Below are 19,431 nucleotides of genomic sequence, written 5' to 3' on the forward strand. Positions count from 1 at the left end.
ACCCCCACTCAACGCACCGAGTAGGCTTGAAGCTATGGGTAAAACAACAACCACCACGAGCGCAACACCGACCACTTCAGTGGCGTCAACCCCCTCTTTGACCCCGCAAGAACACGCTCTTATAGAAATTCGCACCGTACCAGCTTTCACTGCTGAAGCCGCACGCAAACGCAGACAGCGCTCGCCCGAAACCGAGATCGGGCGCAAACGCAGAGTACGGAAAATCAACACCATTTTGGGGCAAACCTACCCCTACGCCGTTGCCGAACTAGACTTCGAGAACCCCTTTCAGCTGTTGGTTGCCACCGTGCTTTCAGCCCAAACCACCGATGTGCGCGTCAACTCGGTGACCCCCACCCTCTTTACCGCCTACCCTGATGCCGCTGCCCTCGCGTCCGCCCGCGCAGAAGACCTTGAAGACATCATAAAATCTCTGGGGTTCTACCGGGCGAAAACCCGCTCCATCATAGCGCTCGCCCAGCAGCTTGTAACGGAATGCGACGGGCAGGTTCCGGCTACCTTGAAGCAACTGGTTAAACTCGCCGGTGTGGGGCGCAAAACAGCCTTTGTGGTGCTGGGAAACGCCTTTAATCAACCGGGACTAACGGTCGATACCCACTTCGGACGCTTGGCACGCCGCATGGGCATGACCATAGAAAAAGACCCAGTAAAAGTGGAACGCGAGGTTGCTGCACTCTTTGAGAAAAAAGACTGGACGCAGCTTTCCCACCGGCTGGTTTATCACGGCAGACGTATCTGCCATGCCCAGAAACCGGCATGCGGTGTGTGCCCCGTTGCCGATTTGTGCCCTTCCTACGGTGAAGGCGAGACCGATGAAATAAAAGCGCGAAAGCTGATGAAATATGAAATGGCACCGGGAAGAGAAGGCCTGCATCTGAAGTTTCTTAAAGGCTATAGCCGCCGGCAACTACAAGCAGAAGGGTATTCTCTTGGATCTTAACCCCAAAGACTCGGATCGTGTTTCTCAGAACCCAGCCTCCGACCCCAAGGGTGCCGCGCTGGGGCAGGCGCGTGCTGATTTGTTGCGCCTGGTTCAGCACGACGTCACTGACTTCTCAGACTGCGAGCGCTGGAAAGTGGGTGAGGTCGATAGTGCTGTGAGCAGACGCGCTGCTGTACTGATTTTGTTTGGTGCTTTAGATGCTGAACCGGCGCGTACTTGGGTGGCGGGGAACGTAGCGGAGTATCTGGATGTCTTGGTGCTGGTGAGGGCTTCCTCTATGAGGTCTCATGCGGGGCAACCGGCTTTTCCCGGTGGCAAGATTGACCCTGAGGATTACGAGCGTGCTGAACGCGATGGCGTCCCCGTTTCTCACATTGCGGCGGTGCGTGAGGCTGTTGAAGAGACAGGGTTAGACCCGGAGGGTGTTGAGGTTTTGGGCGCAATTCAGGACGTACCGCTGCCTGTCTCTAACTTTCAGGTCAGCCCCATCATTGGATGGTGGTGTAAGCCCAGCCCGGTTGATGTGGTTGATCATCAGGAGTCATCGTTGGTGTTGCGCGTGCCTGTTGCTGATTTGGTGAACCCGGCTAATCGCCTGTACGCAACAATCTCATATCAAGGGCGAACGCACCGATCACCGGCATTTGATGTTGCCCAAGACGGCGAGACGTTTAGAATTTGGGGGTTCACCGGGGTGATCCTTGACAGGGTGCTGGACGCTCTGGGCTGGTCGGTGCCTTGGGACCAGCAGCGCAGTGAACCCGCCCCGATCAAGAACCGCGAGAGGGCACGTGTGCGTCATTGATGAGCTGAACATGACCCACACGTGCCCGCTCGACGCTACTTTGCCTTCGCGTAGTTATCGGTCGCTACCACCGTGACCGGAAAATCCACCGGTATCTGCCCGAAGAGCAGCTTTGCCGCGTCCTCGGCTGACTCCCTGACAATGCGCTCGCAGACCTTCGCCTCACGCTGCGGGCCGTAGAGCATGACTTCATCGTGCAAGAAATACACCAGGCGTGTTGAAAGGGCATGTCCAAAAAGTTTCTCTTCGCGCAAGCGCTTACGCATTTGCCCCATCCAGCACAAAGCCCATTCCGCAGCCGTCCCCTGCACTACGAAATTGCGGGTAAATCGCCCCTGCGACTTCGCCAAAGACTGTGCCTGCCGTTCAGACTCCGCCGTTGACGTATCACGCTGGGTAGCAAACCACGTGCTGGATGGAGCAGGCGAGGTGCGCCCCAAAAAGGTAGTCACCTGCCCACCGTGCTCACCCACAGAGGCAGCAGCCTCGGTAAATTCCATCGCCCGCGGAAAAAGCTTACGAAAGTGCGGCAGCAACCTTCCTGAATCTCCCGAAGTTGCACCGTACATGGCGCCCAACATGACGATCTTTGCCGCGTCACGGCTATCTAACGGCGAACCTGTACGCTCACCAATCTCAGCAATACCCGCGTACAAATCGCGCCCGCGCGCTGCCACCGCCAGCGCTTGATCTCCACTCATTGCCGCCAAAATACGGGGCTCAACCTGAGCAGCATCGGCAACAAGGAGAGTCATTCCCGCTTCAGCCTGTACTGCCTGGCGCACGTCCTTAGGAATCTGCATCGCACCGCCCCCGTGAGCACCCCACCTGCCGGTCACCACCCCGCCCACCTCATAGGACGGATAGAAACGGTTATCATGCACCCACGCATCCAGCCACGCCCAACCGTTAGCAGTGAACAGCCGGTGCAGCTTCTTGTAGCGCAGAATTGGCTCAATCAACTCTTGCCGACGGTAGCGTTCTTCTTGGCCTGTTGCCACATCAACCCACGCCACCAACTGCCATTTGCGGGTAGACTCCACCCGAATACCGGCATTGTGCATTGCTTTGAGCAAACTCGCCGGCGAATCAGGATTCACCTGAGGTGCCGCCAGACGCTGGGCAATGAGCGCCGCGCACTTTTCCATCTCGTAAGGACGCTCGTAGGCACCGGGGCGATTGCCCAGGGTGTGTGTGAGAAGTTGCTCGTGAATCTGCCGGTTCCAGGGCATGCCAAAGAACTTTATCTCCGCAGCAATAAGTGCTCCCTGGGATTCAGCTGCGGCTAAGAGCTTTAGCCGCCCTGCATGGGGCGCTGCTTCTATCGCGGTGAGCTGGGCGTGTAATTCGGCTGCTAACAGCGTAGCGCTGGGACGCGCGTCCGGGGACTTATCCGGTGCTGTGTCGAACAGGGAATCCTGCCCTAGCATCTGGGCAACCGGCGGAAGATGCCCAGAAGGTGCCTGCGGGCGCGGCTCAAGATTGTGGGTGGGTGAGAAGTCGACCTGATTCTGCGGGCGCGTGGCAGCTGTTTCAAGAATGCGCTGCACCAAGAGAAGGTCGTGGCAGCGTGCCACACTCACTCCTGCGGTGAGTAAAAGCGGGTAAATCTCAGTGGTATCAGCCCACGCCCATCGCACTGTTTGCGAGCGGTTGCTTGAGGTGACCAGTCGTATAAAATCGGGTAGCTGCTCGGAGGAAAAAATCCGCCGCGTACCGCTGCCATCGGGCGTATACGTGATAGCCTCCCACATCACGGTGGCAGCGCTCTGATCTGCGGTGTCAGGGGCACCAATCACAATATACATAGTTTTATTATGGCGGTTTATGACGAATGCACAGAACCCCAACATCGCCCACTGTGGACACACGCTCAGAAACTCGGGCGTGTCACCTCACTTATCCACAGGTTCACCACCTATTACTTGTCACCGGCCCGGATCGTAGCGTCAAATATGGGCATGAACCGCTTACCAACCACCCAGCCAACGTACCCCACGGACGCCGCTCCGAAGCCACCTTCCCCACAACCTACGGACGAGGTGCCCCCACACAGCTGGGGATCTTTTACCGAGCACACGGGGTCACCCCTTATACCCCACACCTTTGCCGAACTTGCCACTAAATACCCACCAAAATTCTCAGAACCCGTACCGAAAGAACAGGTTCTCGCAAAGGCACCCGACCCCGACCTTGAGGCACAAGCGCTGGCTGTCATTGAGGGAATACTGGCAAGCAATTGTCCGCTTACACTTGCTGCTGCCCGCGATTACCTAACCGACCACCCGCCTGAGCACCCCGTTCCTGCAATTCTCGACCGGGTTAAAGCCGAAATCAGTGGGCTGGGACTGCTAGAACCCCTGCTTGATATACCCGGAATCACCGACATTTACGTCAATTCACCCAGCGACGTGTGGATCGACGGTAGAAACGGCAAACAAAAAACTGCCGTGCGCTTTGACTCTGAGACTCAGCTACGGACTCTAGCTACCCGGCTAATTACCTCTGCTGGCGCGCGATTGGATGATGCGGTAGCAGCTAACGACGTTTACAATGACCGCGGGCAACGCATCCACGCGGTGCTTCCACCCCTCGCCCCAGACTCAACAGTGCTCTCTATTCGTCTACAACCGGCAACCCGACCCACCCTCGAAACACTACTGGTAGATGCCCCGCCTGCTGTAGGGCAGGTTCTTCGGCACCTCGTAGAAATGCGTGCCAACTTTCTCATCAGTGGCGGTACAGGCAGCGGCAAAACCACCCTGCTTAACGCCATGCTGAGTCTCAGCGGCGCCCACGAGCGCCTTGTCACCCTTGAGGACTCACCGGAGCTTCAGCCACATCACCAGCACGTCGTCAGACTCGTTACCAAGGATGCCAACGCTGAAGGACGCGGCGCGGTAGGCTTGCAAGAGCTCATTCAGCAGGCGCTGCGTATGGGGCCAGACAGGCTTATTCTCGGAGAGTGCCGAGGCGCTGAAATCGCCGATCTTTTGATGGCGATGAACACCGGGCACGCGGGCTCAGGCTCCACCCTTCACGCTAACTCGGCGGCGTCAGTTCCTGCACGTGTGCTTGCCATGGGTTCCCTTGCTGGACTCAGTAGTGAGGCGACCTCCCTCCAAGCAGCTACCGCGCTCGATGTCGTCATTCACTGTGAGAAACGCGGCGGCGCTCGGCGTATCACTGAGATTGCCGCTATAACCCTGAAGCAGGGGCAACTGGTGACAGAACCGTGTTGCACGGTGGACGATAAAAACACTCTGACCTGGTACCCGGCAGGAGCCGATCTTTACCGTGCAGTAACCGATGAACCTGTGCTCACCGCATCAGATCGGAACGCGGTGAACAAACACCTGGGCAAACATGAGGTGTCAGCATGCTAACCCACCTTCTTGAGCGTTGGGGTTCTTACCTGCGGTACCACTGGGCAAAGTTTCGGCTGTCGGCTGAGGCAGATGCCGACGAGATGGAGGTGTGGTCTGAACTGCTGTGGGTGATGAGCTCACTGGTTGCTACCGGCTGTACCCTGCCCACGGTGTGTAAACACCTGTTGAATGATACTGATGCTGAGTATCGAGAGGCACCCGCGCACACTAACAAAAAGACACTAGATGCACCCCTGTCTGTAGTGTACGCCCGTGCTGATCAGGAGCTTTTCTTGCGAGCTGCTCTGACACGGATGAGTGTTGGTTACAGCCTGCTGGGGCTCACTAACACCCTGCCGTTTCAGCGGGCACACTCACGCCTGCGCGCCCAACAAATTCTTGCGTGCTGGCACATGAGCGCCCGCACTGGCGCTCCCTTGCAGGTACTGTGTGAAAACCTCGCCGCCCACTGTGAAAACGATACCGATGCCTTCGAAGCCCGCGTCTCGGCTCTCTCAGGCCCTAAAACAACGGGCTCTATTCTCTCGTGGCTACCGTTGCTGGGCTTGGGGCTGGGAATGCTCATGGGCACCAACCCCCTGGGATTTTTAATGGGCTCGCTACCTGGATTCGTACTGGGTGGTATAGGCTGCGGGCTTGCACTCTACGGCAGGCGGTGGACGCAAAAACTCGTCACCCGCGCCGAGCGCCTAGAACTCTAAAGGAACCCCCGCCATGAATCTTGCACTCATTACTCTGTGCCTACTGTGTCTGTTAGCTGCCCTATCACTGAAAATACGAGAACGGCGCAAAAGACCAACCGATGAACCCACCGATACTGCTGACCAACAGTCCTTTTTTTGCGACGCCGCCCTGCTGCTGGAACTGCTCGCAACCATACAGGAAGCAGGTATTTCACTGCCCGCATCCCTGACATATCTCACCGAACTTGACCCTGCCCTAGAGAACACGATGGCACCGGTTGCCCAACGCCTTAGCGCGGGGCTGACCTGGAATCAGGCATGGCAGGGGGCAGACCATCTACCACCGGAGCTGATAAAACTACGTGACTCTTTAAACGCAGTAAGCGCAGCGGGCGCACCCAGCGCAACAATTTTGAGAGCAGCGGCAGCCCGCGCTCGCCGTAGCGAGTTCCGCCACGCCGAACAGGCAGCAGCGAAACTGGGCGTCAAATTAGTGGTTCCTTTAGGGCTGTGTTCCCTTCCTGCCTTCATCTGTTTGGGCGTTCTGCCGGTATTAGTCACGCTCATACCGGCAAGTTTCTGAGAGTCCACTGTTACCGCTAAAACTGCCGATGCTTTTGAAAAGTTAGCAAGGTGCGTCCTGTGGATACCGGCAAAGTGTTTTCCACAGGCACGATTATCACGGCGTTTAAAGTGGTGCGGAGGGGAGTTATCCACAGATTTTGGGTTTTTCTTCTTTTTCGCTGTGAAGCGGGTCAGGCTAGAACCAAGCGATAACCAATCGCTGCTGGAAGCCAAGAGCTTTCACTCACTGTTGATAACACGAACCAAAGAAAGAAGGAGTGATTCTACGTGGGAATCTTCCAGAACACTGAAATTACTACCGCCGAGCGTTCCCTCGAACCAAGCATGCAGCACTCCCCGGTGATTGAAGGCGATATTGTTCATGACCCGGAGGCAGGGGCAACCACCGCAGAATATGGGATTGTGATGTTAGCCGCTGTAGGTTTTGCCGGTTTGCTGGTGGCGATCTTGAAGTCTCCCGAGGTCAATGAACTGTTGATGGGAATTGTCCGCAACGCTTTGAATACCGGGGCATAAGACCCTGCCACAAAGTCGTGCGGTGGCTGCACACAAGGTACGGGTAGCCACCGCACGGTGAGCATCAGAGCAGATGTAAAAACATCGCGAGCAGAAAGGAAAGCACCGTGCAGACCCCGCGTGCAGCGACTATCACCTGTGACCGGTGCCAAGCAGTTGAACCCACAGGAAAAACTGTGCAGCGAAGTGAGGACGCGCGTGGTTCTACCACCGCAGAGTTCGCGGTCATGCTGCCGGCGGTGGTAGTGATCCTGGCTTTAATTCTGGGTGCATGCGCCGTGGGTGCCCAACATATTGCCCTTGAGGAAGCCGCCCGCATAGGGGCTCGCGCAGCAGCCCGCGGTGAGAACCCTGAAACCATCACTCGTATGGTGCAGGGTATCGATGAAGACTTCACCGTTGAAACCGTCAGCCACGAAAACATCACCATCGTACGCGTAAGTGCCACCGCCCCCGGCATTATCGGGCAGTTCGGCGACCTCCAGCAGAGGGCTGAAGCCTCAGCATCTCTTGAATACTCCACCTCAAAACCTTAGATAACAGTGAACCACCAAAGAAAGCGTATAAACCCATGAGTAGATGGACACCCTGTGACAACCCCTACTATCTCAGTGCTCTGCGCATCATCGCTCACTACGAATACCTGCACCAGCAACTCACCGAGAACCAGCCGGATACCCTAATGCCGCTGACCGCGTCCGCCCTCCCAACCGCTAGTCAAGATCAGCTCAGGCAGTTGCAAGAACTACACCGGCAGGTCAACTGCACCAACGAGTTTTTGAGATTCGCCGAAGCCCAGTTCTTTGAAGCAAGTGACGAAGACCCCGCACAACTGCCCACAGATAACCCTGGGGCAAGAGGAGCAGTCGATGAGCGGTGAGAGAGGTAGCGGCACAGTAACCTCCATTGCGATGATTGCGCTCATGATGGTGTTTTTAGTAGTTATCGGAGGGCTAATCACTGTTGCCAGCGCCAACCAGCGAGCTCTTGCCGCAGCAGATTTGGCTGCTCTCGCCGCAGCAGATACCGCCCGCGGTCTCACTACCGGGGAGCCCTGCACCGTTGCTGCCAGTATCGCTGCCGCCAATCGGGCGACTCTGGTGGGCTGCGCTCAACCGGGTGGACACGCGGGCACAGTAGATGTGCGCGTAACGGTTGATATACCCGGTGCCTATGCTTGGGTGGGTCCGGCGGCAGGCATCGCCCGATCCGGTCCACCACCCGGTAAGAAATAGCAGACGGCTTTGTGCAACAGAATTCAGAAGCCAAGTGCAGAACACGGTGCTAGTTTGCCCCTGCTGGGGCATCCTCATAGGACGACCGAGTGTGTTCTAGCAAAGCCCGCAAAACTTTAGCCGCTGCGTTCTTATCAAGAGGCTCATTACGGTTACCGCATTTGGGGGATTGGACGCAGGAAGGGCAGCCTGTCTCGCACTCACATGCTCCAATGGCGTCCAAGGTTGCTTGCATCCACAACCGAGCCGCTAAGAACCCTCGTTCCGCGCAACCAGAACCACCCTGATACCCGTCATACACGAAAATAGTGGGCATCTCAGTATCAAGGTGTAAGGCAGTAGAAAGACCGCCGATATCCCACCGGTCGCAGGTGGCAATCAGCGGCAGCAAACCAATCATGGCGTGCTCAGCAGCATGAAGGGCACCCGGAAAATCTTTCTTTTCAACACCCACCGCTGTCATCACTGTTGGGTCCAGAGTAATCCACATGGCACTGGTCATCAGGTTCTGCGGGGCAAGGTCAAGCGGTTCCTCGCCCAAAACCTCCTGACCCACCAGTGACTTGCGCTGATAAGAGACCACCTGGTTACGCACCCGCACTTTACCGTAATGCAAGGCTACCTGCCCGTAATCGTCCGTCTCGTCATCAACAAGCACCGTCACCTCAGTAATATCGCGTGCCTGCGTATAAAAATCGGGGTGGGCACGAGTCACTGCAATAAGGCTGTTCTCTTCATCGAGATCCTCTACTAAGAAGGTCACGCCCTGGTGAGTATAAATAGCCCCTGGGTGGGCTTGGGCGTGAGACTGAGCAACTCCCATGGTACCCACCACAGCCCCCGTCTCAACCTCGATAATCTGCAAGGGAGCACCGCCGCCCCCGCGCAAATCAACAAAGTCAGCAGCGCTTTCGGGGCGGGCCCAAAACCATCCCGAAGCGCGCTCCCGCAGATACCCGCGCGCCACCAACCTCTCCAACAAGCCCAACACGCTCTCACCAAAAAGTTCCAGCTCATCCCGGCGCAACGGGCGCTCAGCCGCCGCAGCACACAGATGAGGCGAAAGAATATATGGATTCGTCGGGTCAAAGACAGTTGCCTCCACTCCGTTACTAAAAATAGCGTCGGGGTGATGCACCAAATATGTATCGAGAGGATCCTCACTGGCAATAAATACCGCCAAAGACTGCTGCCCTGCCCTACCGGCGCGTCCAATTTGCTGAAAAAATGAGGCACGCGTACCAGGCCAGCCACCCACCAACACCGCGTCAAAACCGGCAATATCAATACCGAGTTCTAAAGCATTGGTGCTGGCAACGGCAAGTAACTCACCACTGCGCATACCGGCTTCAAGTGCTCTCCTCTCTTCAGGAAGGTAGCCAGAACGGTAAGCCTGCACTCGATGAGATAGACCCACCTCTACCTCATCAAGATAAGAGCCGGTGCGTTGCGCAATAGCTTCGGCGGCACGCCGGGATTTCACGAAAGCAATAGTGCGGGTACGGTCAACCGCCAAGTCAGTAAGCATGGCAGATGCCTGCTCAATGACACTCACACGCACAGGAGCGCCGTTCTCACCGCTTCCCTCAGAGCCTGATGAGGAAGACGCCGTTAGCTTGTCAGTAACTGCCGTGTGTTTGAACGGTGGTTCCCACAGCACGACGTAGGATTCCCCGTGTGGGGCGGTGTCTCTAGTAATGGCGTGTACAGCGGTTTGTTCAACCCCAATAAGGGTGGAGAAAGAATCTTGCGGGTTCGCCGAGGTTGCCGAAGCACCAATGAAAACAGGAAAAGAGCCGTAGAGTGCGCACACTCGCCGCAAACGCCGTACCAAAAGCGCAACGTTTGCGCCAAAGACTCCGCGATAGGTGTGCGCCTCGTCAATAACTACGTAGCGTAGTTTGCGTAAGAAAGAACCCCAGCGCTGGTGGTTGGGCAGAATGCCAAAGTGCAGCATATCGGGGTTGCACAGAATCAAATTGGCGTGCTCACGAATCCATCGGCGCGTTGCTGCATCGGTGTCACCGTCGTAGGTTTCAGCACGTACGGTGTTCAGCCCCAGCGCCCTTATCGACGCCAGCTGATCCGCTGCCAGAGCTTTGGTGGGCGAGAAGTACAGCACCGTTGCTTCATGGCGGTCAAAGCCAATCCCTGGGTCTAGCTCCCCGCGGTGGATCGCGTCCAGCACTGGTATCTGGTAGGCAAGGGATTTACCCGAGGCAGTTCCGGTAGCAATAATCAGATGCTGCTGGTTTGCGGCGTTGTGTGAGGACGCTTGTACGAGATTCGCCGCGTGTACCTGGTGGGCGTAGGGCTTATCAATACCTAAGCCCTGAAAAGTATCAACCACCTGCGGGTGAACCCATTCGGGCCACGGCACGGTCACAGCATCGCGGGCAGGAATCTTGTGAACATGGGTGATTTCAGGAGGTGCCTCGTGGAACCCGAGCCGCTGCAAAAAATCAGCAAGGGTAGGGTCTGTCACTGGCACACCTGAAAAAGTCATAGCTCTATTGTGCACTACCACCCCTGCGCCTTAAAGCTTGCAGGTTTCCTTTGTCATCAGCATCCAGACAATGAAAGATAGGCTTGTATCCTTGGGGAATGGTTTATAAAACCTGTGTGCTGGGGCACAATGGGTATATGAGTATTCCGATAAACATTCAGGGCGAACGAGCCGAAGACTTTGAGAAAACCAAACGACGCGAACCTGCTCAGCCGCTGACCGAGAGCGAAATTTGGGAGCTCGCTGAGCACCTGCGTTTTGCGCGCATCGGTACCAGCGATGAGGGAAGGATTCACATTACGCCGGTCAATGTGGCGATTGCTGACCAAAAGATTTATTTTCGAACCGCACCGGGTTCTAAACTAACGCAGCTGATTTTGAATGACCGAGTGACCTTGCAGTTTGATCGTATCGGTGGCGGTGAGGCATATTCGGTGAATATTTTTGGTACGGCGCGGCTGCTTACTGACAGCGAAGAAATCGCTCGCGCGGAGTCACTCAATATTGTGCCGTGGATTAACACCGCCAAACTAGAGTTTGTAGAAATCACCCCTGATCAGGTAGTGGGACGCAAGTTCCTTTTAGGTAAGTAGTTTTTAAGGCTGTGGCGTTACCCGAGGGTGGCGCCACCTACCCTTTAACCGTGGGTACAGTGAATATGTGGTGCAGCGGTTAGACTGGTTATTTTTGGGTAGCCCTTGCATGAAAGATGAACTGATGGACGCCACTTTAATCGAGTACAAAGACTTTCTGGTAGCCGGTCTGACGATAGAAGCTGATGCAGACAGTGACTTTACCGGTGTGTGGGACGCGTTGAATGAGCAGCTAACCCCTGAGCAGTTGACAGCGACCCAAAAACTGCAGAAAGTGGGTCTCTGTATGCCCACCGAGGATCCGGGAGGTTTTCATTACACTGCAGGTTTTATGGTGCCGAACATTCCCGCTGTTGCGGCGCTGGGGCTCACCGGGGTAATTGTTCCTGCGTCCATGTACGCAACCGCGCACTTGGTGGGACCCGCCGCAGAGGTCATCAAGGGCGGGTTTGAGTATTTGATGACCCAGTACATTCCTTCCCAACCTCTGCAACCTACCGGTGTGGCAATTGAAGTTTACGGGCCTGGTGATGTGACGGCGCAGGACTACCGCATGTATGCCTGGGTGGGTGTTGTCTCAGAAAAAACAGTGGAAGAGCTCGTGGGTCTCTAGCTCGCGTCCTACCCCGGTGCCCACGTTCTGCTCACCTGTGACCGTACTCTGCTCGGGTGACCGTGTTAAACTTGCTCACCTGGGCAGAGGGCGGTCACCGGGTCAGGGGAGAGCCAAATGCGACGGACGCACGAGCCAACTGCCTGCCACATATCACTTAACATCGCATTCGATATACCAGAAACCGACTAGAATAGTGGTTGTGGCTCTAAATCGAATTGTTTTGTATTACCAGTTTGCCCCCATCTCAGACCCCACAGCAGTTATGCTGTGGCAACGCGCTTTGTGCGAGAAGCTGGGTTTGCGCGGGCGCATCATTATCTCTAAGCACGGCATCAACGGTACTGTCGGCGGCGAGATTGACGCCGTCAAGCAGTACACCAAAGAAACCCGCCAGTACCCCGGTTTTAAGGGGATGGAGTTCAAGTGGTCTGAAGGTTGTGCTGAGGACTTCCCGCGTCTTTCTGTTAAGGCTCGCGATGAGATCGTTGCTTTCGGCGCGCCCGATGAGCTTGTGGTCGATGAGAACGGCGTAGTGGGTGGTGGCGTCCATCTGAAGCCTGAAGAAGTTAACCAGCTCGTTGAAGAGCGCGGTGATGAGGTTGTCTTCTTCGACGGTCGCAACGCTTTCGAGGCGAAAATCGGTAAGTTCAAGAACGCTATTGTTCCCGATGTGCGTACTACTCACGACTTCATTAAAGAAATTGAGTCGGGTAAGTATGATGACCTTAAAGACAAGCCTGTCGTTACCTACTGCACCGGTGGAATCCGCTGTGAGATTCTTTCGGCACTTATGAAGAACCGCGGCTTTAAAGAGATTTATCAGATTGATGGCGGCATTGTTCGTTACGGCGAAAAGTACGGCGATAAAGAACTGTGGGAGGGCTCCCTGTACGTTTTTGATAAGCGTATGCACATGGAGTTCACCCCTGACACCGTCACCATCGGTCAGTGTGAGCGTTGCCAGGCACCTTCTAATAAGTTTGAGAACTGCTCTAATGAAAACTGCCGTGAGCTGATTCTGCTGTGCCCTGATTGCGCCACTGATGATGCCAAGCGCATTTGCCCACAAGGTTGTGCAGTAGCTGTTGCCTCGTAAGTAGTAGGTAAAGATGAGGTAAAGCCCCGCTGATAGAAATATTCAGCGGGGCTTTGTATGTTTTATAGGGCGTTTAGCCTTGGAGTTCTTGAAGTTCGGCGTTGAGCTTGGTGAGAATTTCTTCGACAATTGCCGGGTTCATCCCAGAATCGTGCTTTGATTCCCAGTCAGCTATTGATTGCTTGATTTCTTCTATTTTTTCTGAATTAGCCATGTCACAAATTTTACATATTTGTGGGTGTTTATGGTTGCAAATACTAAAAATAATTTGGTGTGAGTCGTGAAGTGTGGCTCTGCGCTTGAGGTGTGTGGGTTTTTCTGGTGGTGTTTTGCCCAAGCAGGTATAAGCGCACCAGGCTGGGGGCGGATGCGTCCCCGCCACCGGCTGCGACGCTTGGAATATACGGCAGTGGATGCCCTTTGCCTGTGTATCTGTAGAATAAGGCGGGTGATGAATCCTGATTTTTCCCGTGTGAATGATGCACCTGTTAGCGACGATTGTGCGGTTCTTGAGGCTCTGCACCGTTCTTTGACGAGTGTTGCCTACACCTATGAGAACGTGGCGGATTTGCTGGGTGCGCGTGCTTTCGACGCGATGGCACGCGATATGGTGGTGCCCGGTGTACACCGCCTACAGCAGGTTCAAGCGGCTGATACTAGCACTGATGCTGAGAAGAATCTCTCGACCGTGGTGGCTTTCTTTTTGCTGGGGCAGAGTGTTGAGGAGGATGCTCTTGAGGCTGCACTGCCTGAGATTGGTGTGCAGGGGCTTATAAATTTGGGGCTTGCCGAACGCCTGGATAAGCAGGTGCTGGCACGCGTTGATTTGCGTCCGCATTCATCTGATGACGGTACCGAGCTGTGGGTGGCAGCTGATTTGGGTGCCCACCAGCGTCCTGGCGTCTTGCGTAAGGATCATGTACTGGGTATTGGCCATGCGTCGCTGACCTTAGCGCAGATTACGGAGCGTACGCCCGTTGACCGTGCCCTTGATCTGGGTACCGGGTGCGGTATTCAGACTTTCTATTTGTTGGGTCACACCCGTCATGTGACGGCAACTGACATTTCGCAGCGTGCCCTGGCGTTTACCCGTTTTAACCTGTTGTTGAACGCGCAGGTGCTGGGCATTGATCCGCAGCACCTTGAAGAGCGGGTGAGTTTGCGGCTGGGGTCTTTGCTGGAGCCTGTTACTGGTGAGACCTTTGATCTGGTGGTATCGAACCCGCCGTTTGTTATTACTCCCCGCACTTCTTTTGAAAGCCCCGAAGATCAGTACACCTACCGCGATGGTGGTCTGGCGGGCGACGGTATTGTCTCTACCCTGGTCAAAACTCTACCCACAGTGTTGACAGAGGGCGGACGCGCGCAGATGCTGGGTAACTGGGAAATTCCCGTGGACGCGGGTTCAGAGGGCTGGTCTGCCCGGTTGCAGCAGTGGGTTGGTGATGAGACTGAGGCGTGGTTTATTCAGCGTGAAGTACTGACTCCTGAGCAGTACGCCGAGACCTGGCTGAAAGATGCCAGTGAGAATAGCGACCGGCAGCTTTTCGAGAGTTCCTATGTGAACTATCTCAAGGATTTTTCTGCCCGCGGGGTAGAGGCGATTGGGTTTGGTATGGTGTGGTTGCGCCGACCCGTAGCTAGCAGTCTGAGGGCGCAAGAACAGAACCCGCAGCAGAATATTTTGGTGCGGCGTTTTGAGGAAATCACCTACCCGATTCAGCAACCTGTGGCAGGCTGGCTGACCGAATCAGTAGCACGTCACGACCAGCTAGCTGCCTGCACAGAGGAAGATTTAGCGGGCTTGCATTTGGTGGTCGCTGACGATGTCACCGAGGAGCGTCACAGCACCCCTGGGGCGGAGCATCCTAGCGTCATTATCTTGCGGCAGGGGGCGGGTTTGCGTCGTACAGTCGTTGAGACCAGCGAAACCAGCGGTTTTGTGGGTGCTTGTGACGGTGAGCTTGCGGTGGGGCAGATTGTTAATGCGCTGGTAAGTATTCTTGAGTGGTCAGAAGCAACTAGCCCCGAGAGTCCTCAGCGTCAGCTCATGGGTCATGTGAGAGAGCTCGTGCGCGATGGATTCCTCATCGTCTGTGAAACGAGCATAGACTAATGCCCATGACCGAACACGACTCACTGCACCCGCTCACCGAGGACGAATGCTGGCAGCTGCTGGGCAACCATCGGGTGGGCAGAGTGGCAGTTGTTAACGGCACTGTCATTGACATCTACCCGGTGTCCTACGCTGTAGCCCACCGTAAAATCTACTTTCGTACCACCGATGGCGAGAAGTTCTCATCGGTGATGGTGACCCGCAACGTCTCCTTTGAAGTTGATGAGACGGCGGAGACCTCTAAACGGTGGGTAACCCTGGCTGGCTATGCCCACTGGCTCAGCGAGGGCAGCGAGACCCTGCGTGCGGATGCTCTCCACCTGGATCTCCTAGCGCCCACCAGCGAATCCCATTGGGTAGAAATTGAGCCGACGGATATGAACGGCACCCACATGTTCATGGCGCCCTACCGCCGTCTAGAAGGTGCCCCGGACGCGTCCGCCCACTAACAACGGGCAAGAACCCAGCGAGCAAAAATCAACATTGAGGTAGCGCGCAAACCGTACTGGTCAATACTCACGGCAATCGGTGCGCTATTGTTGAGGCATATAGTCAAACCACTCTACTATCGACGTACTTTTCAAGGAGCAGCGTGCCAGCAAAGGCTAAGACCACCCATGGTAAATCCCTCTTGATTGTGGAATCCCCGTCAAAGGTGAAAACCATTAGCGGTTATCTCGGTGATGCCTATGAGGTTGAATCTTCTATGGGGCATATCCGTGACCTCCCTCAGCCCTCAGAACTGCCCGAAGAACTGAAGAAGTCTCCGGTGGGTAAGTTCGCGGTTGACCTTGAAAACCAGTTCACCCCCTACTACGTGGTGAACACCGATAAGAAGAAAAAGGTCGCCGAACTCAAGCGTAAACTCAAAGAGGCGGACGCGCTCTACCTGGCAACCGATGGCGATAGGGAGGGTGAGGCTATTGCCTGGCACCTGCTGGAGGTACTTAAACCGAAGGTACCCGTCTACCGTCTGACTTTCCCTGAAATCACTAAGGAAGCTATTGAGCGTGCCTTTGGTGAGCTCCGCGAGATTGACAGTCACATGGTCGATGCGCAGGAGACCCGCCGTGTACTTGACCGCCTCTACGGCTACGAGATTTCTCCGGTGCTCTGGCGCAAGGTATCTCGCGGTTTGTCAGCCGGACGTGTGCAGTCCGTTGCTACCCGCCTGGTCGTTGAGCGAGAGCGTGAGCGCATGGCGTTCCGTTCCGCTAACTACTGGGATCTATCAGGAATCTTTGCAGCGAATAGCGGCGAATCTTTCAGCGCTAAACTGTCAGCCGTTGATGGTGCGCGTGTTGCATCAGGTAAAGATTTTGATGATGATGGCACTCTCAAAGCTGCCTCAAACGGTAAGGTCGCCCACCTGGATGAAGCTGCCGCTACCTCTTTGGCAAGCGGTCTTGAGGGCGCATCCTTCACCGTGCGTTCGGTGGAAACTAAGCCTTACACCCGCCGTCCGGCTGCGCCCTTTACAACCTCAACCTTGCAGCAGGAGGCAGCGCGTAAGCTGCGTTTCTCATCGCGCTCCACTATGCAAGTTGCCCAGCATCTGTATGAAAACGGTTACATCACCTACATGCGTACCGACTCGGTGGCACTGTCAAATCAGGCGGTGAACGCTGCGCGTACCCAGGCGAATGAGCTTTACGGTGCTGAGTATGTGCCCGATAAGCCTCGCGTGTATGCGTCAAAGTCGAAGAACGCGCAGGAGGCGCACGAGGCAATCCGCCCCGCAGGCGACTCCTTCCGTACCCCCGCCCAGGTCAAATCTACTCTGACCGCCGATGAGTTCCGCCTCTACGAGCTGATTTGGAAGCGCACCGTTGCCTCCCAGATGGCTGACGCTAAGGGCTCAACCGCCTCCACTAAGGTGGGCGGTGCTGCAACTGATGGACGCGATGCCGAGTTTAGCGCATCGGGTACCGTAATCACCTTCCGCGGTTTCTTGGCTGCCTACGAAGAGGGCAAGGACGCCTCACGTGGCGAGGACGCGGTGAAGAAGGACGCAAAGAACGAAGAGAAACGCCTGCCTCAGATGAACGAGGGCGACGTGCTCACCGGTAGCGACATTGAAGCTGCCTCTCATCAGACCAGCCCGCCCCCGCGCTACACCGAAGCGTCCCTGGTGAAGGTGCTGGATGAGCTGGGCATCGGTCGCCCCTCCACCTACGCAGCAACGATCTCAACCATCATGGACCGCGGTTACGTCAGCGTCCGCGGCGGTGCCCTAGTGCCCTCGTGGACTGCCTTCTCAGTGGTGCGTCTGCTTGAAGAGCACTTCTCAAAGTACGTGGATTACGAGTTCACCGCAGAGATGGAAGAAGACCTCGACCGTATTGCCCGCGGCGAAGAAGCACGTACCGTATGGCTTAACGACTTCTACTTCGGTGGCGGTGAGAAGCGCGGTCTGAAGCCCATCGTTGATAACCTGGGCGATATCAACGCGCGCGCTATTAACTCCATCGAAATCGCAGACGGCATTAACCTGCGCGTCGGAAAATTCGGCCCCTACCTTGAAACCGGCGGGGGAATCGATACAGAAACCGGTGAAATCACCGACCCCGTTCGCGCGAATGTTCCTGCTGATATGGCACCCGATGAGCTGACCGCTGAGACTGCTACCGAATTGATCGAAAAGGGTAAATCTGACGGTCGCGAGCTGGGTATCGACCCCGAAACCGGCCGCACCATTGTGGCACGTGACGGTCGCTTTGGCCCCTACGTCACCGAAATTATTCCCGAAATGAGTGAGGAAGAAATCCAGGTATGGATGGATGCCCAGCCCACCGAGTACTACAAGAACGGTCGCGCCAAGCCAAAGAAGAAGCCCAAGGCAGTAAAACCGCGCACCGCATCACTCTTCAAGTCAATGGACTTGGCAACAGTGAGCCTCGAAGACGCTCTGAAACTCATGACCTTACCGCGTGTACTGGGTATGGACACCGAAGGCACCGAAATTACCGCGCAGAACGGCCGCTTCGGCCCTTACCTCAAGAAGGGCACTGATTCGCGCTCGCTGGAGAGCGAAGACCAGATTTTCTCGCTGACTCTTGAACAGGCACTGGAGATCTACTCCCAGCCCAAGCAGCGCGGACGCGGAACCGCCAAGCCACCTCTGGCTGAGCTTGGTGTTGATCCGGTTTCTGAGAAGAAGATTGTGGTCAAGGACGGTCGTTTTGGTCCCTACATTACGGACGGGGCTACTAATATTACTGTTCCCCGCAGTGAAACCATTGAGTCGCTGACTCACGAACGCGCTGTGGAACTGCTCGCTGAAAAGCGCGCTAAAGGGCCGGTGAAACGCAAGACCGCGGCAAAGAAGACTACGGCAAAGAAACCTGCCGCTAAAAAGCCAGCAGCTAAGAAGACCTCGTAGCTTTCACGGGTAATCTCTAGCGTTTTGCCCAGTGCCCAGTGCCCAGTGCTCAGGCGTCGAGTGTAGCGGGCAAACGTGGGGATTGAGCGATGACTGAAGATAGGTGGAATACGTGATGAGTAAGGACGCTGTACAGAACAAAATTCCTGTGGGGCTTTCGACCTCCTGCCTGTTCCCGCTGGGCGTGCCTGAAACCTTTCAGGCAGCCGTTGATTTAGGGTACGACAGTGTTGAGGTTATGATTACCGGCAATGCCCTGAGCCAGGAGCCTCAGGATCTGTTGGATCTTGTGCAGAAGCACCAGAAACCTATCTCAGCTATTCACGCACCCACCCTGTTACTGACCCAGCAGGTGTGGGGACGTGCCTGGAACAAAATGCAGATGGCAGCTAGGATGACGCGCGCCGTGGGAGCGGATGTCATTGTTGCCCATCCACCTTTCAGATGGCAAAAAACCTACGCTAAGAATTTTGTAGAGGGCGTGCGGGTAGTCTCTGAGCAAGAGGGCGTGAAGATCGCGGTAGAGAACATGTACCCCTGGTCGTTCAAGGGTAAATCTATAGAGATGTATGCCCCGCACTGGGATCCGACCCGTTTTGATTATCAGTGGATGACCTGGGATTTCTCGCACGCGGCGGCTTCGGGGGCAGATTCGCTTGAGATGGTCAAAAAAATGGGTTCACGCTTGGGGCATGTTCACCTCACGGACGGCTCGGGCGACAAACTCATGGATGAACACCTAGTACCGGGGCACGGTAACCAGAAGGTGGCTGAAACCCTTAACTACTTACGCGATACCAACTGGGACGGCACGGTAGTTGCAGAAGTCTCCACCGGAAAAACCGCTAACCTCGATCGTTGCTATGCAATCCTCACCGAAACCCTAGAATTCGCCCACCGACACCTCGGTAACTCCCAACCGTAAAGAAGCGGAATACAAGAGCT

Annotated in this window: 19 protein-coding genes; 16 read left to right on the forward strand and 3 right to left on the reverse strand. The window is 55.7% G+C overall.

Annotation, left to right across the window (positions count from 1 at the left end; all coding sequences use genetic code 11):
- The first annotated feature begins 34 nt into the window (after positions 1–34).
- Positions 35–961, forward strand: coding sequence for an endonuclease III (gene nth, locus JR346_RS02190; protein WP_204877951.1), 927 nt, complete (start codon positions 35–37; stop codon positions 959–961).
- Positions 951–1,769, forward strand: a complete 819-nt coding sequence (locus JR346_RS02195; RefSeq protein ID WP_240333983.1) for a CoA pyrophosphatase — start codon at positions 951–953, stop codon at positions 1,767–1,769. Before nth ends, JR346_RS02195 begins: the two co-directional genes overlap by 11 nt.
- Before the next feature lie 35 nt (positions 1,770–1,804).
- Here the strand turns inward: JR346_RS02195 and JR346_RS02200 are convergent, their stop codons facing one another.
- Entirely contained in the window at positions 1,805–3,577 is a 1,773-nt protein-coding gene (locus JR346_RS02200) for a bifunctional 3'-5' exonuclease/DNA polymerase (RefSeq protein WP_205482845.1), read from the reverse strand.
- 153 nt (positions 3,578–3,730) lie between these two features.
- On the opposite strand from JR346_RS02200, the gene JR346_RS02205 reads away from it, so the two are divergent.
- The 7 genes from JR346_RS02205 (at position 3,731) to JR346_RS02235 (ending at position 8,177) form a co-directional block, all read left to right on the forward strand.
- Positions 3,731–5,155 (forward strand): CpaF family protein, encoded by a 1,425-nt coding sequence (locus tag JR346_RS02205; protein WP_205482853.1) that lies wholly within the window; start codon positions 3,731–3,733, stop codon positions 5,153–5,155.
- Positions 5,149–5,859, forward strand: a complete 711-nt coding sequence (locus tag JR346_RS02210; RefSeq protein WP_205482855.1) for a hypothetical protein — start codon at positions 5,149–5,151, stop codon at positions 5,857–5,859. The genes JR346_RS02205 and JR346_RS02210 overlap by 7 nt, the downstream gene beginning before the upstream one ends.
- A gap of 13 nt (positions 5,860–5,872) precedes the next feature.
- Complete coding sequence (locus JR346_RS02215; RefSeq protein WP_205482862.1) at positions 5,873–6,424, forward strand: type II secretion system F family protein; 552 nt, start codon at positions 5,873–5,875, stop codon at positions 6,422–6,424.
- 269 nt (positions 6,425–6,693) lie between these two features.
- Entirely contained in the window at positions 6,694–6,942 is a 249-nt protein-coding gene (locus tag JR346_RS02220; protein WP_240333984.1) for a DUF4244 domain-containing protein, read from the forward strand.
- Between the two features lie 107 nt (positions 6,943–7,049).
- Entirely contained in the window at positions 7,050–7,478 is a 429-nt protein-coding gene (locus tag JR346_RS02225) for a TadE family type IV pilus minor pilin (protein ID WP_240333985.1), read from the forward strand.
- 35 nt (positions 7,479–7,513) lie between these two features.
- Positions 7,514–7,822 (forward strand): hypothetical protein, encoded by a 309-nt coding sequence (locus JR346_RS02230; protein WP_205482864.1) that lies wholly within the window; start codon positions 7,514–7,516, stop codon positions 7,820–7,822.
- A complete protein-coding gene (locus tag JR346_RS02235; RefSeq protein ID WP_205482865.1) occupies positions 7,812–8,177 on the forward strand; it encodes an Rv3654c family TadE-like protein in 366 nt (121 codons plus the stop codon). The genes JR346_RS02230 and JR346_RS02235 overlap by 11 nt, the downstream gene beginning before the upstream one ends.
- A gap of 49 nt (positions 8,178–8,226) precedes the next feature.
- On the opposite strand, the gene JR346_RS02240 is transcribed toward JR346_RS02235, so the two are convergent.
- Positions 8,227–10,683, reverse strand: a complete 2,457-nt coding sequence (locus JR346_RS02240) for a DEAD/DEAH box helicase (RefSeq protein ID WP_205482867.1) — start codon at positions 10,681–10,683, stop codon at positions 8,227–8,229.
- 137 nt (positions 10,684–10,820) lie between these two features.
- Here JR346_RS02240 and JR346_RS02245 point away from each other — a divergent pair, with 137 nt between their 5' ends.
- From JR346_RS02245 to JR346_RS02255, 3 genes are all read left to right on the forward strand, one after another.
- Positions 10,821–11,276, forward strand: coding sequence for a pyridoxamine 5'-phosphate oxidase family protein (locus JR346_RS02245; protein ID WP_204877943.1), 456 nt, complete (start codon positions 10,821–10,823; stop codon positions 11,274–11,276).
- A gap of 124 nt (positions 11,277–11,400) precedes the next feature.
- Positions 11,401–11,889, forward strand: a complete 489-nt coding sequence (locus JR346_RS02250; protein ID WP_205482876.1) for a GyrI-like domain-containing protein — start codon at positions 11,401–11,403, stop codon at positions 11,887–11,889.
- A 202-nt stretch (positions 11,890–12,091) separates the two neighbouring features.
- Entirely contained in the window at positions 12,092–12,988 is an 897-nt protein-coding gene (locus tag JR346_RS02255) for a rhodanese-related sulfurtransferase (RefSeq protein WP_204877941.1), read from the forward strand.
- Between the two features lie 73 nt (positions 12,989–13,061).
- Here the strand turns inward: JR346_RS02255 and JR346_RS02260 are convergent, their stop codons facing one another.
- Positions 13,062–13,202: a hypothetical protein gene (locus JR346_RS02260; protein ID WP_205482878.1), complete on the reverse strand. Its 141-nt coding sequence runs from the start codon at positions 13,200–13,202 to the stop codon at positions 13,062–13,064.
- A 237-nt stretch (positions 13,203–13,439) separates the two neighbouring features.
- Between JR346_RS02260 and JR346_RS02265 the strand changes: the two genes are divergently transcribed.
- From JR346_RS02265 to JR346_RS02280, 4 genes are all read left to right on the forward strand, one after another.
- Complete coding sequence (locus tag JR346_RS02265; protein ID WP_205482880.1) at positions 13,440–15,104, forward strand: methyltransferase; 1,665 nt, start codon at positions 13,440–13,442, stop codon at positions 15,102–15,104.
- A 5-nt stretch (positions 15,105–15,109) separates the two neighbouring features.
- Positions 15,110–15,553: a pyridoxamine 5'-phosphate oxidase family protein gene (locus tag JR346_RS02270; RefSeq protein ID WP_205482882.1), complete on the forward strand. Its 444-nt coding sequence runs from the start codon at positions 15,110–15,112 to the stop codon at positions 15,551–15,553.
- A 143-nt stretch (positions 15,554–15,696) separates the two neighbouring features.
- The gene (topA, locus tag JR346_RS02275; protein WP_205482884.1) at positions 15,697–18,486 is read left to right on the forward strand and encodes a type I DNA topoisomerase; all 2,790 of its coding nucleotides are present in this window, start codon (positions 15,697–15,699) and stop codon (positions 18,484–18,486) included.
- Between the two features lie 115 nt (positions 18,487–18,601).
- Positions 18,602–19,411: a sugar phosphate isomerase/epimerase gene (locus JR346_RS02280; protein WP_204877936.1), complete on the forward strand. Its 810-nt coding sequence runs from the start codon at positions 18,602–18,604 to the stop codon at positions 19,409–19,411.
- Positions 19,412–19,431 lie beyond the last annotated feature (20 nt).

Origin of the sequence: Rothia sp. ZJ932 (genome assembly GCF_016924835.1) — a bacterium.
GTDB lineage: Bacteria > Actinomycetota > Actinomycetes > Actinomycetales > Micrococcaceae > Rothia.